At 65.1% G+C, this 13,312-nt stretch carries 15 protein-coding genes; 13 read left to right on the top strand and 2 right to left on the bottom strand.

Going from position 1 to position 13,312, the window contains the following annotated elements:
• Positions 1-414 precede the first annotated feature (414 nt).
• Entirely contained in the window at positions 415-879 is a 465-nt protein-coding gene (locus tag ACYQ1H_RS10845; protein ID WP_460028066.1) for a hypothetical protein, read from the bottom strand.
• 145 nt (positions 880-1,024) lie between these two features.
• On the opposite strand from ACYQ1H_RS10845, the gene ACYQ1H_RS10840 reads away from it, so the two are divergent.
• The 13 genes from ACYQ1H_RS10840 (at position 1,025) to ACYQ1H_RS10780 (ending at position 11,095) form a co-directional block, all read left to right on the top strand.
• Positions 1,025-1,534: a YceD family protein gene (locus ACYQ1H_RS10840; protein ID WP_460028065.1), complete on the top strand. Its 510-nt coding sequence runs from the start codon at positions 1,025-1,027 to the stop codon at positions 1,532-1,534.
• A gap of 3 nt (positions 1,535-1,537) precedes the next feature.
• Positions 1,538-1,732 (top strand): 50S ribosomal protein L32, encoded by a 195-nt coding sequence (gene rpmF, locus ACYQ1H_RS10835; protein ID WP_460028064.1) that lies wholly within the window; start codon positions 1,538-1,540, stop codon positions 1,730-1,732.
• A gap of 69 nt (positions 1,733-1,801) precedes the next feature.
• Positions 1,802-2,830: a phosphate acyltransferase PlsX gene (gene plsX / locus ACYQ1H_RS10830; RefSeq protein ID WP_460028063.1), complete on the top strand. Its 1,029-nt coding sequence runs from the start codon at positions 1,802-1,804 to the stop codon at positions 2,828-2,830.
• On the top strand, positions 2,827-3,795 hold the full coding sequence (locus tag ACYQ1H_RS10825) for a beta-ketoacyl-ACP synthase III (RefSeq protein WP_460028062.1): 969 nt from the start codon (positions 2,827-2,829) through the stop codon (positions 3,793-3,795). Before plsX ends, ACYQ1H_RS10825 begins: the two co-directional genes overlap by 4 nt.
• Before the next feature lie 34 nt (positions 3,796-3,829).
• Complete coding sequence (gene fabD / locus ACYQ1H_RS10820; RefSeq protein WP_460028061.1) at positions 3,830-4,780, top strand: ACP S-malonyltransferase; 951 nt, start codon at positions 3,830-3,832, stop codon at positions 4,778-4,780.
• Positions 4,777-5,514 (top strand): 3-oxoacyl-ACP reductase FabG, encoded by a 738-nt coding sequence (gene fabG / locus ACYQ1H_RS10815; RefSeq protein ID WP_460028060.1) that lies wholly within the window; start codon positions 4,777-4,779, stop codon positions 5,512-5,514. The genes fabD and fabG overlap by 4 nt, the downstream gene beginning before the upstream one ends.
• A 146-nt stretch (positions 5,515-5,660) precedes the next feature.
• Positions 5,661-5,891 carry an acyl carrier protein gene (gene acpP, locus ACYQ1H_RS10810; protein WP_460028059.1) on the top strand — a complete coding sequence of 77 codons (231 nt, stop codon included), beginning with the start codon at positions 5,661-5,663 and terminating at the stop codon, positions 5,889-5,891.
• Positions 5,892-5,983: 92 nt separating this feature from the next.
• Positions 5,984-7,225, top strand: coding sequence for a beta-ketoacyl-ACP synthase II (gene fabF / locus ACYQ1H_RS10805; protein WP_460028058.1), 1,242 nt, complete (start codon positions 5,984-5,986; stop codon positions 7,223-7,225).
• 54 nt (positions 7,226-7,279) lie between these two features.
• Complete coding sequence (gene pabC, locus ACYQ1H_RS10800) at positions 7,280-8,119, top strand: aminodeoxychorismate lyase (protein ID WP_460028057.1); 840 nt, start codon at positions 7,280-7,282, stop codon at positions 8,117-8,119.
• The gene (mltG, locus tag ACYQ1H_RS10795) at positions 8,077-9,105 is read left to right on the top strand and encodes an endolytic transglycosylase MltG (protein WP_460028056.1); all 1,029 of its coding nucleotides are present in this window, start codon (positions 8,077-8,079) and stop codon (positions 9,103-9,105) included. Before pabC ends, mltG begins: the two co-directional genes overlap by 43 nt.
• A gap of 1 nt (position 9,106) precedes the next feature.
• A complete protein-coding gene (gene tmk, locus ACYQ1H_RS10790; protein ID WP_460028067.1) occupies positions 9,107-9,730 on the top strand; it encodes a dTMP kinase in 624 nt (207 codons plus the stop codon).
• Positions 9,727-10,722: a DNA polymerase III subunit delta' gene (locus ACYQ1H_RS10785; protein WP_460028055.1), complete on the top strand. Its 996-nt coding sequence runs from the start codon at positions 9,727-9,729 to the stop codon at positions 10,720-10,722. Before tmk ends, ACYQ1H_RS10785 begins: the two co-directional genes overlap by 4 nt.
• Positions 10,715-11,095, top strand: a complete 381-nt coding sequence (locus ACYQ1H_RS10780; RefSeq protein ID WP_460028054.1) for a PilZ domain-containing protein — start codon at positions 10,715-10,717, stop codon at positions 11,093-11,095. Before ACYQ1H_RS10785 ends, ACYQ1H_RS10780 begins: the two co-directional genes overlap by 8 nt.
• Before the next feature lie 18 nt (positions 11,096-11,113).
• Here the strand turns inward: ACYQ1H_RS10780 and metG are convergent, their stop codons facing one another.
• Positions 11,114-13,177, bottom strand: a complete 2,064-nt coding sequence (gene metG / locus ACYQ1H_RS10775; RefSeq protein ID WP_460028053.1) for a methionine--tRNA ligase — start codon at positions 13,175-13,177, stop codon at positions 11,114-11,116.
• Between the last annotated feature and the right edge of the window lie 135 nt (positions 13,178-13,312).

Raw genomic sequence — 13,312 nt, 5'->3', positions numbered from 1 at the left:
CAGCGACAGCAGAATGACCAAGCCATACCGGCATCGGGCGCCCAGCCACCGGGTTTGCGCACCGGCCGGGCGCGCGCCGATCACGGGTGTTGACGGGGGCGTGTGCACCGGCGATCAGTCCATGCGCGAAAAAGCGCTCGAACGCCCGGGGATCTGGACCACCCGGGAATCCGGGGGATGCTGCGGGACGAGGATGTTCACGGGTGGAATGGGCGGTAATCCTGCCGGCTGCGGGGCTCGGTGGGGCGTGGCGGCGCCGCTCGAATGCGGCGATCGGGGCGCGAGGCTTGCCCATGGCGGACAAAACCTCAACCGCGTGATTCTATAACAGAACGGATCGCTGTTCCCTCCCGGAGTCCGCCACCGGCCGTGCCGGGGGTTGCGCCGGTGCGGGCAGGCGGGGACGGACGGCTGTCATTCCGGATCCCAGGCCGGCCGGCCCATGCTGTTGGGGTTGGTGATGCCCCAGTACCCCCAATTGCCCCAGGGGCCGGAGGGTGCCCAGCCGGCCTGCTGGTTCTCGGCGATTTCATGCGTGATCATGGCCCGGTTGGACTGCGCCAGCTCCGCACCAAGCTGTTGCAGCTTTTCGAATTCCACTTCACGGCCCACGTACAGGCAGCTGCACACATCGGGGTCCGGATAGATATAGTAGACATTGTCCGGGCGGGGTATGCGGGTTACCCGCTCGGGTGGCAGGCTGTTGAGCATTTTCTGGCGCTCCTGGGTATCCGCCAGCATGATCTTGAAGCCGGCTGCCTTCAGCTGGTCTTCCATCGACCGGGTACTGGATTCGCGGATGTCGTGCTTGACCGCCTCGCAGGCGGTCAGGGCGCCCAGCAGGGCCAGGCAGGCAAGCGTGCGGAGTGATCGGCTCATGGGCGTCCTGTGCTGGGGGAAAGCACCCACATTAGCAGCAGAGCCCTTGTCCGGCCATACGGTGCCGCGACAGGCCGGCATGTCGCCGGCCTAAGTGATGGAATTTTTGACAGATATTCGACTTAGTCGCTATTATTCACCGCTTATGTCTGACCGTTTGCCGGCTGTCTTCGATCCAGCGAGCTTTGCCGACAAGCGCCGGCATCTGGTAGGCGATGTGCCGCTCGACAGCCTGGACCGGCTGGCGGATCTGCTGCTGGACAAGACCGGCGATGCCCATCTGGATCTGCAGTTTGGCCGTTCGGGTCGGCTCGCCTGGATCAGCGGGCGGGTTCGCAGCGATCTGGTGTTGCAGTGTCAGTTCTGTCTGGGGCCGATCCCCTGGCCGGTCGACAGCGCACTGCACCTCGGCGTGGTGACCTCCGTGGACGAGGCCCTGCGATTGCCTGACTCGATAGAAGCGCTGATTGTCGGCGCGGGCGAGGAAGTGTCGCTGGCCGATATCGTGCAGGATGAACTGCTGCTGGCGATCCCGACCATACCCAGGCATGCCGACTGCCGCGCGAGTGGCTCCGGCATCCCGGCTCAGACCTCAAGACCCAACCCTTTCGCCGAGCTGGCCCGGCTCAAGAAAGATCTTTCCTCTCAGGAGTAAAACATGGCCGTTCAACAAAACCGCAAGACCCGTTCCAAGCGCGACATGCGCCGCTCGCACGATGCCCTGAGCGCTCCGGCGCTGTCCATCGAGCCCACCACCGGCGAGACGCATCGCCGTCACCATGTCAGTGCCGACGGCTATTACCGCGGTCGCAAGGTTGTCGCCAGCAAGGTCGAGGAAACCGCTGAAGAGTAATCCCGGCGTGCCCGGCGGGGGCATCCTCGCCATGCGTTCCGGCTCCCTCATGATTCATTGCTTCTCTTTATGTCGCGCAAGCTGACGATCGCGCTCGATGCCATGGGTGGCGACCATGGGCCCGATGTTATCGTGCCGGCGGCTCTCGATTGCGCGGCCCGCTATCCTGATCTCCACCTGTTGCTGGTGGGCGACGAGGGACGCCTGAGGCAGGCCCTCAAGGGCGGCAGTGCCGCGCTGGACGGCCGCGTCAGCATCCATCACGCCTCCCAGATGGTGGAGATGCACGAGCTTCCCTCCAAGGCGCTGCGGGGCAAGAAGGATTCCTCCATGCGCGTCGCCATCGATCTGGTCAAACAGGGCCAGGCTGATGCCTGCGTCAGTGCCGGCAATACCGGCGCCCTGATGGCGATCGCCAAATTCGTCCTGAAGACGATACCCGGCGTCGACCGACCGGCCATCATCGCCATGATGCCGTCCCGGACTGGACATACCCATGTCCTTGATCTGGGCGCCAATGTCGACTGTACAGCCGAGCATCTCTGCCAGTTCGCCATCATGGGCTACGAGCTGGTCAAGGCGGTCGAGGATCGCGAACATCCCCGGGTTGGCCTGCTCAACATCGGCGAGGAGGAAATCAAGGGCAACGAGCAGGTCAAGCAGGCCGCCAAGCTGCTGACCGACACCCACATCAACTTTGTCGGCTTTGTCGAAGGCAATGACATCTTTGCCGGCAACGTCGACGTAGTGGTGACCGACGGCTTTACCGGCAACGTGGCGCTGAAGGCGATCGAGGGCTTCGCCAAGCTGCTGGGCAACTCCCTGAAGGACGAGTTCGGCCGCAATCTCTTCAGCAAGCTGCTCGGGCTGCTGGCGCTGCCGGTTCTCCGGGCTTTCCGCAGGCGCTTCGACCCGCGGCGCTACAACGGCGCCAGCCTGGTCGGCCTGCGCGGCATCGTGGTCAAAAGTCACGGCAATGCCGACCGGGTGGCCATTGCCAATGCCATCCGGGTGGCCATGCTCGAAGTCGAGAAGGGCGTGCCCGACCGCATCGGCGAACGGGTGGCCGAAGTCTTTGCCGCGAGGAAGATCGCGTGAGCCGCTACGCCACACTGCTCGGAACCGGCGGTTACCTGCCGGAAAACATTCTCACCAACGAACAGATTTCCCGGACCGTCGAGACCACCGACGAGTGGATCGTCGAGCGCACCGGCATCCGCGAGCGCCGCATCGCCGCCAAGCATGAAACGGCGTCGAGCATGGCCGAAATCGCCGCCCGGCAGGCGCTGGAGGCCGCCGGGCTCGAACCCGAGCAGCTCGATCTCATCATCGTCGGTACCGGCACGCCGGACCGCGTCTTTCCCAGTACCGCCTGCCTGTTGCAGCATCGGCTGGGCATCCGCGAATGCGCCGCCTTCGACATCCAGGCAGCCTGTTCCGGGTTCATCTTCGCCCTCAGCATCGCGGATCAGTACATCCGCGCCGGCAGCGCCAGCCACGTGCTGGTCGTCGGCAGCGAGATGAACTCGCGCCTGGTCGACTGGACCGATCGCTCCACTTGCGTGCTGTTCGGCGATGGCGCCGGGGCGGTGGTGCTGGGCGCGGCCGACGAACCGGGGCTGATGAGCACGCACATCCATTCCGACGGCCAGTATCAGGATCTGCTGTATGTGCCCAACTTGGCGGCCAATCACCCGGAAGAGGAAACGGCGTCCCGCTATCTGAAGATGCAGGGCAACGAGGTCTTCAAGGTGGCGGTCAACACGCTGGGCCGCATCGTCGACGAGACGCTGGAGGAGAACGGGCTGGAAAAGGCCGATGTCGATTGGCTGGTGCCGCATCAGGCCAATATCCGCATCATCACGGCTACCGCCAAGAAGCTGAAGATGTCGATGGATCAGGTGGTGTGCACCGTCGAGAAGCAGGGCAACACCTCCTCGGCCTCCATTCCGCTGGCCCTCAACGAGGCCATCCGCGATGGCCGCATCCGTCGCGGACAGACCGTACTGATGGAGGCCTTCGGCGGCGGCTTTGCCTGGGGCTCGGCGCTGTTGCGCTATTGACCGGCGAGACGAAAAACAACGATAGAGAGGACCGATGCGCGGCGTGGATTCAGGTCTGGCGTTTATCTTCCCGGGGCAGGGCTCCCAGTCGGTCGGCATGCTGGCCGAACTGGCCCAATCGCATGGCAGCGTCGCCGAAACCTTTGCCGAGGCCTCGGAGACCCTGGGCTACGAGCTCTGGGATCTCGTCTGCAACGGCCCGGAAGAGCGGCTCAACGCTACCCGCCAGACCCAGCCGGCCATGCTGGCGGCCGGTGTCGCGGCCTGGCGGGTCTGGTGCCGGGAGACGGATGTTCGCCCCGCCTGGCTGGCGGGGCACAGTCTAGGCGAATACACCGCACTGGTTTGTGCCGGGGTGCTGGAATTCAGGGACGGGATACGGCTGGTCGCCGAGCGGGCGCGGCTGATGCAGGAGGCCGTGCCGGAACATGTCGGTGCCATGGCCGCCGTGCTGGGGCTCGACGACGCGCAAGTGCTGACCGTGTGCGAACAGGCCAGCCATGACGGTGAACGGGTCACGGCCGCCAACTTCAATGCTCCCGGCCAGGTGGTCATTGCCGGCCACCGCGAGGCGGTTGCGCGCGCCACCGAACTGGCCAAGGCGGCCGGCGCCAAGCGGGCCGTGATACTGCCGGTCAGCGTGCCCTCGCATTGCCCGCTGATGCAGCCGGCGGCGGATGCCTTCCGTGGCATCCTCGCTGCCATTCCCCTGCGGTTGCCGGCGCTGCCGGTGATCCACAATGTCGACGTCGCGGCGCACGCCGAACCCGAGGCGATGCGCGAGGCCCTGACGCAACAGCTGTGCGGCTCGGTCCGCTGGGTGGAAACCATTCGCCACATGGCGGCCCAGGGTGTCGACCGTTTCGTCGAGTGCGGGCCGGGCCGCGTGCTGGCCGGCCTCAACAAGCGCATCGTCGGCGACGCTCGCACCGAGGCGCTGTTCGATACTTCCTCTTTACTCAAGGCCAAAGGTCTCCTCGCATGAGTTGTCCCCTAGCAATCGTCACCGGCGCCAGCCGGGGTATCGGCCGTGCCATCGCCGAACGTCTCGCCGATGATGGCTTCTTTGTCGTCGGTACCGCCACCAGCGACGTGGGTGCCTCCGCCATCACCGTCTACCTGGAGGAAGCCGGTCTCGAGGGCGTCGGCCGAGTGCTGAATGTGGCGGAACCGGGGGCGATCGAAGCCTTCATCGAGGCGGTCAGCGGCGAATTCGGAACGCCCGCGGTGCTGGTCAACAACGCCGGCATCACCCGCGACAACCTGCTCATGCGCATGAAGGACGAGGAGTGGGACGATATCCTGCGCACCAACCTGACCTCCATCTTCCGGCTCAGCAAGGCCTGCATGCGCGGCATGATGAAGGCTCGCCAGGGACGCATCGTCAATATCACCTCCGTGGTGGGCGTCACCGGCAACGCCGGCCAGACCAACTATGCCGCCGCCAAGGCCGGCATCATCGGCTTCACCAAGTCGCTGGCCAAGGAGGTCGGCTCCCGGGGCATCACGGTCAATTGCGTGGCGCCGGGCTTCATCGACACGGACATGACGCGGGCGCTCGCCGAGGAGCAGCGCCAGGCCCTGCTGCAGAACATTCCGCTGGCGCGGCTGGGCGCGGCGGAGGAAATTGCCGGCGCCGTGAGCTTCCTGTGTTCCCGCGATGGCAGCTATATCACCGGCGAGACCTTGCACGTGAATGGCGGCATGTATATGGCATAATGCCGGTTCATGTCATAAAGTGCCCCTGCGGATATCGTCGCGGCAGCCGGCACAAGTAAAGCCAAACAGGACGTGACCCCTGACTAGCCAGGGGCAATATCAACCACCCATACAATCAAACCAGACGTAACGACTGAGGATTCACCATGAGCGATGTAGCAGAGCGCGTAAAGAAGATCGTAGCCGAACAATTGGGCGTAAAGGAGGAAGTCACCAACGAAGCGTCCTTTGTCGACGATCTCGGCGCCGATTCACTGGATACGGTCGAACTGGTCATGGCGCTCGAAGAGGAGTTCGAGTGCGAGATTCCGGACGAGGACGCCGAGAAGATCACCACAGTCCAGCAGGCTATCGACTACATCACCGCGCACGTCTGATCGCTTCGTCAGATCGGAACCCCGCGCGGCTCGGCAGCGCGGGGTTTCTTGCGTTTTGATTTCCCCTTCACCCTTTCGACCGGGACAAGGCCTTGAGTAAACGACGTGTAGTGGTCACCGGGTTCGGCGCCGTGTCCCCCGTGGGACTCACGGCGGCCGAATCCTGGGAAAACGTGCTGAACGGCAGAAGCGGCATCGGTCCGCTGGATGTCTTCGATGTGTCCGACTTTTCCACCCGTATCGGGGGAAGCGTGCGCAATTTCGACATCACCCAGTACATCAGCGACAAGGAAGCCAAGAAGATGGATGTCTTCATCCATTACGGACTTGCCGCTGGCTGCCAGGCCATCGAGCACGCCGGGCTGGCGGCGACCGAGGCCAACGCCGAGCGCATCGGTGTCGCCATCGGTGCTGGCATCGGCGGCATCACCGGTATCGAAATCGGCCACAATGCTTTCCTCAAGGGCGGTCCTCGCAGGATTTCGCCCTTCTTCGTGCCCAGCAATATCATCAACATGATTTCGGGCAACCTGTCGATCAAGTACGGCCTGAAAGGCCCCAACTTCGCCATCGTCACGGCCTGCACCACCGGTACCCACAACATCGGCGAGGCCGCCCGCGTCATCATGTACGGCGACGCCGACGTCATGGTGGCCGGCGGCGCGGAAATGGCAACCTCGCCGACCTCGCTCGGCGGCTTTGCCTCGGCCAAGGCGCTGTCGCGGCGCAACGACGACCCCCAGCGGGCCAGCCGGCCCTGGGACAGCGAGCGCGATGGCTTCGTCCTCAGTGATGGCGCCGGCGTGATGGTGCTGGAGGAGCTGGAGCATGCCCGCCGGCGCGGTGCGACGATCTATGCCGAACTGGTCGGCTTCGGCATGAGCGCCGATGCCTATCACATGACCCAGCCACCGGCGGGTGGCGAGGGTGCTGCCCGATGCATGGAGCACGCCTTGCGCGACGCGCGCCTCAATCCCGAGGATATCGACTACATCAACGCCCACGGAACCTCGACTCCCACTGGCGACATCGCCGAGACCCAGGCGGTCAAGATGGTGCTGGGCGACCACGCCTACCGCGTCGCCGTCAGTTCCACCAAGTCGATGACCGGGCACATGCTCGGCGCGGCCGGCGGCATCGAGGCAATCTTCTCGGTGCTGGCACTGCGCGATCAGGTGGTGCCGCCGACCATCAATCTCGACCATCCCGATCCGGCCTGCGACCTGGACTACGTTCCCCATCATGCCCGCGAGATGAAATTGCAGCATGTCATGTCCAACTCGTTCGGTTTTGGCGGCACCAACGGCACGCTTATCTTCAAGCGTTTCGATTGAATCCGCCCGCGCCGGATGGCGGCCCGGCAGGCTCGCCTCCGTCCGGGCGCTGCCATGACGCGGATGCTGGTCGATGGCCACTCGCGTGATAGCGTCGCCGTGCTGGACCGCGGCTTTCAGTATGGCGACGGCATCTTCACCACCCTGCGCGTGGTGGGCGGCTCGCCGCTGTTCCTCGACCTGCATCTGCAGCGGCTGGCCCGGGACGCCGGTCGACTGGGATTGCCTGAACCCGACAGGGCCGTGCTGACCGGGGAGGTTCGCGCGCTGATCGGTGATTGCCGCGACGGCGTGCTGAAGATCATGCTGACCCGCGGCATCGGCGGACGCGGTTACCGTCCGCCGGACAGCGTTGCCCCCACCCGTGTGCTGGCTCTCCACCCGCCCGTCGCGTATCCGCCGACCCACGCCACTGCCGGCGTGACGGTCCGGTATTGCCACACCCGCCTGGGCATCAATCCCTCGCTGGCCGGCATCAAGCACCTGAACCGTCTGGAGCAGGTGCTGGCACGCTCGGAGTGGTCCGATCCCGAGGTTGCCGAGGGCATCATGCTGGACGCGGAGGGCTTCGTGGTCGAGGGCACGCAGAGCAACCTGTTCCTCGTCCGGGACGGCTGCCTGCTGACGCCCCGGCTGGACCGCTGTGGCATCCAGGGCGTCATGCGCACCCTGGTGTGGCAGGCGGCGGACCGGCTGGGCCTGGCGTGCCAGGAGACCCGCCTCATCCCCGCCGACCTGCTGGCGGCGGATGAAGTCTTCCTGAGCAACAGCGTCATCGGGCTCTGGCCCATGCGCGAGCTGATCGGGGTGCGCGAATACCCCGTGGGCCCCTGGACCCGCAAGTTCCGCGCATGGCTGCACGAGGCGGCGGAACGGGCCGCCGTGCCCGCCTGATGCGCGGGGTCGCCGGCCTTTTCGCCCTGTTGTTGCTGGGGCTGTGGATCCATGCCGATTACCGCTCCAGCCTCGACCGTCCCCTGCCCATCCGCCAGAGTGAGCGCCTGATGGTTCACAAGGGGCAGGGACTCGCCGCCGTGGCCCAGGAGCTTCGCCAGCGGCGGATCGTGGTCGAGCCCGTGTGGCTGCGGCTGCTGGCGGCGACCCGCGGCGTCAGTGGCGATCTCAAGTTCGGCGAGTATGAAATCCCGCCGGGCACCACGGCACGCGGTCTGCTGGACATGCTGGTCAGCGGCCGATCCCGGCAGGAGCCGGTCACCATCATCGAGGGCTGGACCTTCAGGCAGATGCGCGAGGCGCTGGCGCGGCATCCGAACCTCCGGCAGGAAACCGCCGGACGGACGGCCGAGGACATCATGGCGCTGCTCGGATCGCCGGGCCTGCTCCCGGAAGGCCAGTTCTTCCCCGACACCTATTTCACCGGTCGGCACACCTCCGATCTCGACATTCTCAGGCAGGCCCACCGCAAAATGCGCGCCATCCTCGCGGCCGAATGGCAGGACCGCGCCCCGAACCTGCCGCTCAACAGCCCGGAAGAGGCGCTGACCCTGGCGTCCATCGTCGAGAAGGAGACCGGGCAGGCCAGCGAACGGCCGGCCATCGCCGGTGTCTTCGTGCGGCGTCTGTTGCAGGGCATGCGCCTGCAGACCGATCCGACCGTCATCTACGGCATGGGCGAGCAGTTCCAGGGCAACATCCGTAGGGAGGATCTGCGGCGCGACACGCCCTACAACACCTATACCCGCAGCGGCCTGCCGCCGACGCCGATCGCGCTGCCCGGCCGCCAGTCCATCCGTGCCGCCCTGCATCCCGCGGCGGGTGGCAGTCTCTATTTCGTCGCTCGCGGCGATGGTTCACATGTGTTTTCGGCGACGCTGGAGGAGCATGAGCGTGCGGTCGACCAGTTCCAGCGGCGCCGCTGACATGCGGCCCCGTTTCATTACCCTCGAGGGCGGGGAAGGGGTCGGCAAGACCACCAACCTCGGTTTCATCGAGGATTATCTGCGGGCGCGCGGCATCGATCTGGTCCGCACCCGCGAGCCGGGCGGAACACCCCTGGGTGAGCGCGTGCGCGGCCTGTTGCTGGGCGATGGCGAGATCGACGCGCAGGCCGAGCTGCTGCTGGTCTTCGCCGCCCGTGCCCAGCATCTGCGCGATGTCATCCGGCCGGCCCTGGCAGTGGGCCGCTGGGTGCTGTGCGACCGCTTTACCGACGCCAGCTATGCCTACCAGGGCGGCGGCCGTGGCGTACCGCTGGCTGTCATCGCCCAGCTGGAGGCGTGGGTGCAGGCCGGGCTGCAACCGGACCTCACGCTGCTGCTGGACGTTCCCGTCGAACTTGGCCTAGCGAGGGCGCGCCGCCGGGGCAGCATGGACCGCTTCGAAGCGGAGACGGATGCCTTCTTCCAGCGTGTGCGCGCCGCCTATCGGGAACGCGCGGCACAGCAGCCACGGCGCATCCGTCGCGTGGATGCGTCCGGCACGCTGGCCGAGGTGCAGGCGCGCATTGCCGTCCATCTGGACGAACTCCTGGGCCACGACGAATGAACGCGGCTCCCGAAGGCGAACTCCACCCCTGGCTGCTGCCGGCCTGGGAACGGTTGCAGGCGCATGTCGAGGGCGGTCGTCTGCCCCAGGCTCTGCTGATCCACGGTCCCAGCGGTCTGGGCAAGGCGGCCCTGGCCGAGCGCTTCGCCCACCGGCTGCTGTGCACCGGTGCCGGCACACGGCCCTGTGGCCGATGTGCCGGCTGCCATCTGCTCGCGGCCGGGACGCATCCCGACTATCGGCGGATCGCGCCCGAGGAGCCGGGCAAGCCGATCCGGGTCGACGCCATCCGCAGGCTGATCGGCGATCTGGCGCTGAAAGCCCAGTACGAGGGTTACCGGGTTTCGCTCATCGAGCGGGCCGAGCAGATGAACGTCAGCTCCGCCAATGCCTTGCTGAAGACGCTGGAGGAGCCGGCCGAACACAACCTGATCATCCTGGTTGCCGAGGCGCCTTCCCGGTTGCCGCCGACCATCCTCAGCCGCTGCCAGAAGATTGCCATTACCCCGCCCACGGCCGCGGAGGCGGCCCACTGGCTGTCGCTGCGACAGCCGGGAATCGCGGCGGATACGTTGCTGAATGCCGCCGGTGGCTCGCCGCTGCGGGCCCTGGCGCTGGCGGACAGCGATGTCGTCGAACGGCGCCGGCGGGTATTCGAGGAATTCCGGGCCATCGCCGACCAGCGGCAGGATCCGGTGGCGGTGGCCGAACGCTGGCATGCTCTGTCGCACGAGGAGTGCCTGGACTGGATGCTGTGCTGGCTCCCGGATCTGATCCGCCTGGCCGTGGGCGCTTCGCCCCTGAGGGTGCGCAATGCCGATGTCCTGCCCGAGTTGCAGCGACTGGCGGCCGGCCTGGGTCCGCGCGGCCTGCTGAACTACTGGCGGGAACTGCTGGCCCTCCGGCAGGCACTGGGAACCCAGGCCAACCGGCAGCTGTTGCTGGAGGAGACCCTGATTCGCTGGTCGCGGCTGGGCAGCCGGCATGGATGAGCAGCCGGGGTCGCGCGCGGGCGAGGACCTGCCGATGGCCAACCTGGGCATGCTGTCGCTGGGCATTCGCGATGCCGGCGTGCTGTACGCCTACTACATGCCCTGGGTCAGAGGCGGCGGGCTGTTCATCCCCACACAGCGCCGCTACCGGCTCGGCGACGAGGTATTCCTGCTGCTGCATCTGATGAACGAGCCCGAGCGCATCCCGGTGGTCGGCAAGGTCGTGTTCATCTCCCCGCATCAGGGGGAAAACCGCCGCCCGCAGGGTATCGGCATCCAGTTCGACGACAAGGAGGGCAAGTCGATCCGGGAGCGCATCGAGCGCTATCTGGTCGCCTACCGGGACAGCAAGCAGCCCACCCAGACCTTCTGAGCGGGCTATCCTCCCGGCCTATTTCACGCGCATGCCCGGCTGGGCGCCTTCGTCGGGGATCAGCACGAACGGCCCGCCGCGTTCGTCACTGGCCGCCAGCACCATGCCTTCGGAAAGCCCGAACTTCATCTTGCGCGGGGCCAGGTTGGCGACCATCACCGTCAGCTTTCCTGTCAGTTGCGAGGGATCGTAGGCCGACTTGATGCCAGCGAAGACATTGCGCGGCTCCGCCTCGCCGATATCCAGCGTCAGTTGCAACAGCTTGTCCGCGCCCGGCACATGGTCCGCCTTGACGATGCGGGCGATGCGCAGGTCGATTCTGGCGAAATCCTCGATGCCGATGGTGTCGGCGATCGGCTGGATGGCATGCTGCTGATGCTCGGCATGGCGCTGCTCGGAATGGGGTTCCGGCTGGGTGGCCTGCAGATTCTGTTTGTTGCTTTCGACCAGAGTCTCGACCTGCTGGGGATCGACCCGTGTCATCAGATGCTGATAGGGCTGGATGGATGCCACCGGCTGCCCGAGATCATGCCAGTTGAAATCGCGGTCCATGCCGAAGAATTCCGTGGCGACGCGCGAAGTGAGTTGCGGCAAAAGTGGGGAAAGCAGCACCGAAAGGGTATGGAAGCCTTGCAGGCTGCGGGTGCAGATCGTCTGCAGCCGTTCGCGCTGGTCATCGAGCTTCGCGACCTTCCAGGGCTCCTGGTCGTTGACGTATTCGTTGATGGTATCGGCGATGCGCATGATTTCGCGGGTGGCTCTGGCGTAATCGCGGTTCTCGTAGGCCTCGGCAATGGCGTTCGCGGCATCGCGTTGCCCGTCAAGCAGCGCCTGACCCTCTGTCGTATTCCAGAAGCCGAGATCCAGTTGGCCATCCAGCAGCTTGGTCACGAAGCCTGCCGTGCGGCTGGCGATGTTGACGTATTTGCCGACCAGGTCGGAATTGACCCGCAGCACGAAATCCTCGAGGTTGAGGTCGATATCCTCCATGCTGCCGTTCAGCTTGCAGGCATAGTAATAGCGTAGCCATTCCGGGTTCAGGCCCTGACTGAGATAACTCTCGGCCGTGATGAAGGTACCGCGCGATTTCGACATCTTTTCGCCGTTCACCGTCAGAAAGCCGTGGGCGAAGATATTCGTCGGTGTGCGGAAATCCGAATATTCCAGCATGGCCGGCCAGAACAGCGCATGGAAATACAGAATGTCCTTGCCGATGAAGTGATACAGCTCGGCGGCGGAATCCTTGCGCCAGTAATCCTCGACATTCAGTCCCAGTTTTTCGCACAGCTTGGCGAAGCTGCCCATGTAGCCGATGGGCGCGTCCAGCCACACGTAGAAGAACTTGCCCGGCGCATCGGGAATTTCGAAGCCGAAATAGGGCGCGTCGCGGGAAATGTCCCAGTCGGCCAGCCCGGCCTCGAACCACTCCGCCATCTTGTTGGCCGCTTCCGTCTGCAGATGACCGGCCCGCGTCCATGATTTCAGGAAATCCTCGCACTGGCCAAGCTTGAAGAAATAATGCACCGATTCCTTGCGTACCGGCGTCGCACCGGAGACGGCCGAATAAGGATCGATTAAGTCGGTCGGCGAATACGTCGCGCCACAGGCTTCGCAGGAATCCCCGTACTGGTCCTTGGCATGGCAACGCGGACACTCGCCCTTGATGAAGCGGTCCGGCAGGAACATCGCCTTTTCGGGATCGTAGTACTGCTCGATGCTGCGCGACTCGATCAGCCCGTTGGATTTCAGGCGTTCGTAAATCGTGGCCGCGAACTGCCGCGTTTCCTCCGAGTGGGTGGAGTAGTAGTGATCGAAAGCGACGTGGAAGCCGGCGAAATCCCGCTCATGCTCCTGCTGCACCCGGGCGATCAACGCCTCCGGCGTGATGCCTTCCTTTTCCGCCCGCAGCATGATCGGCGTGCCGTGGGTATCGTCGGCACAGACATAATGGCACTCATGCCCGCGCATCTTCTGAAAACGCACCCAGATATCGGTCTGGATGTATTCGACAAGGTGACCCAGGTGAATCGGGCCGTTGGCATAGGGCAGGGCGCTGGTGACGAGGATTTTGCGTGGGGTCATGTGCTGGATGGCATTAGCTTAGCGTTTAGGTGCAAACACTCGGTCGTTGCACCTTTCAGCAGAAGGTCATGTGGCCGGTTGGTTTAGCCGCGACTTTTAGCGCGCAGCGATGAATGCCCGCCACGCGCCAAGATG

It is taken from the genome of Methyloparacoccus murrellii (genome assembly GCF_054657115.1).
Note: the sequence above shows the minus strand (reverse complement) of the source record. Positions and strands in the feature narration are given on the sequence as shown.

Bases quoted from the DNA above. Each gene is read 5' to 3' on its own strand.
- ACYQ1H_RS10845 (WP_460028066.1), bottom strand. From the start codon at position 879: ATGAGCCGATCACTCCGCACGCTTGCCTGCCTGGCCCTGCTGGGCGCC.
- ACYQ1H_RS10840 (WP_460028065.1), top strand. From the start codon at position 1,025: ATGTCTGACCGTTTGCCGGCTGTCTTCGATCCAGCGAGCTTTGCCGAC.
- rpmF (WP_460028064.1), top strand. From the start codon at position 1,538: ATGGCCGTTCAACAAAACCGCAAGACCCGTTCCAAGCGCGACATGCGC.
- plsX (WP_460028063.1), top strand. From the start codon at position 1,802: ATGTCGCGCAAGCTGACGATCGCGCTCGATGCCATGGGTGGCGACCAT.
- fabD (WP_460028061.1), top strand. From the start codon at position 3,830: ATGCGCGGCGTGGATTCAGGTCTGGCGTTTATCTTCCCGGGGCAGGGC.
- fabG (WP_460028060.1), top strand. From the start codon at position 4,777: ATGAGTTGTCCCCTAGCAATCGTCACCGGCGCCAGCCGGGGTATCGGC.
- acpP (WP_460028059.1), top strand. From the start codon at position 5,661: ATGAGCGATGTAGCAGAGCGCGTAAAGAAGATCGTAGCCGAACAATTG.
- pabC (WP_460028057.1), top strand. From the start codon at position 7,280: ATGACGCGGATGCTGGTCGATGGCCACTCGCGTGATAGCGTCGCCGTG.
- mltG (WP_460028056.1), top strand. From the start codon at position 8,077: ATGGCTGCACGAGGCGGCGGAACGGGCCGCCGTGCCCGCCTGATGCGC.
- tmk (WP_460028067.1), top strand. From the start codon at position 9,107: ATGCGGCCCCGTTTCATTACCCTCGAGGGCGGGGAAGGGGTCGGCAAG.
- ACYQ1H_RS10785 (WP_460028055.1), top strand. From the start codon at position 9,727: ATGAACGCGGCTCCCGAAGGCGAACTCCACCCCTGGCTGCTGCCGGCC.
- ACYQ1H_RS10780 (WP_460028054.1), top strand. From the start codon at position 10,715: ATGGATGAGCAGCCGGGGTCGCGCGCGGGCGAGGACCTGCCGATGGCC.
- metG (WP_460028053.1), bottom strand. From the start codon at position 13,177: ATGACCCCACGCAAAATCCTCGTCACCAGCGCCCTGCCCTATGCCAAC.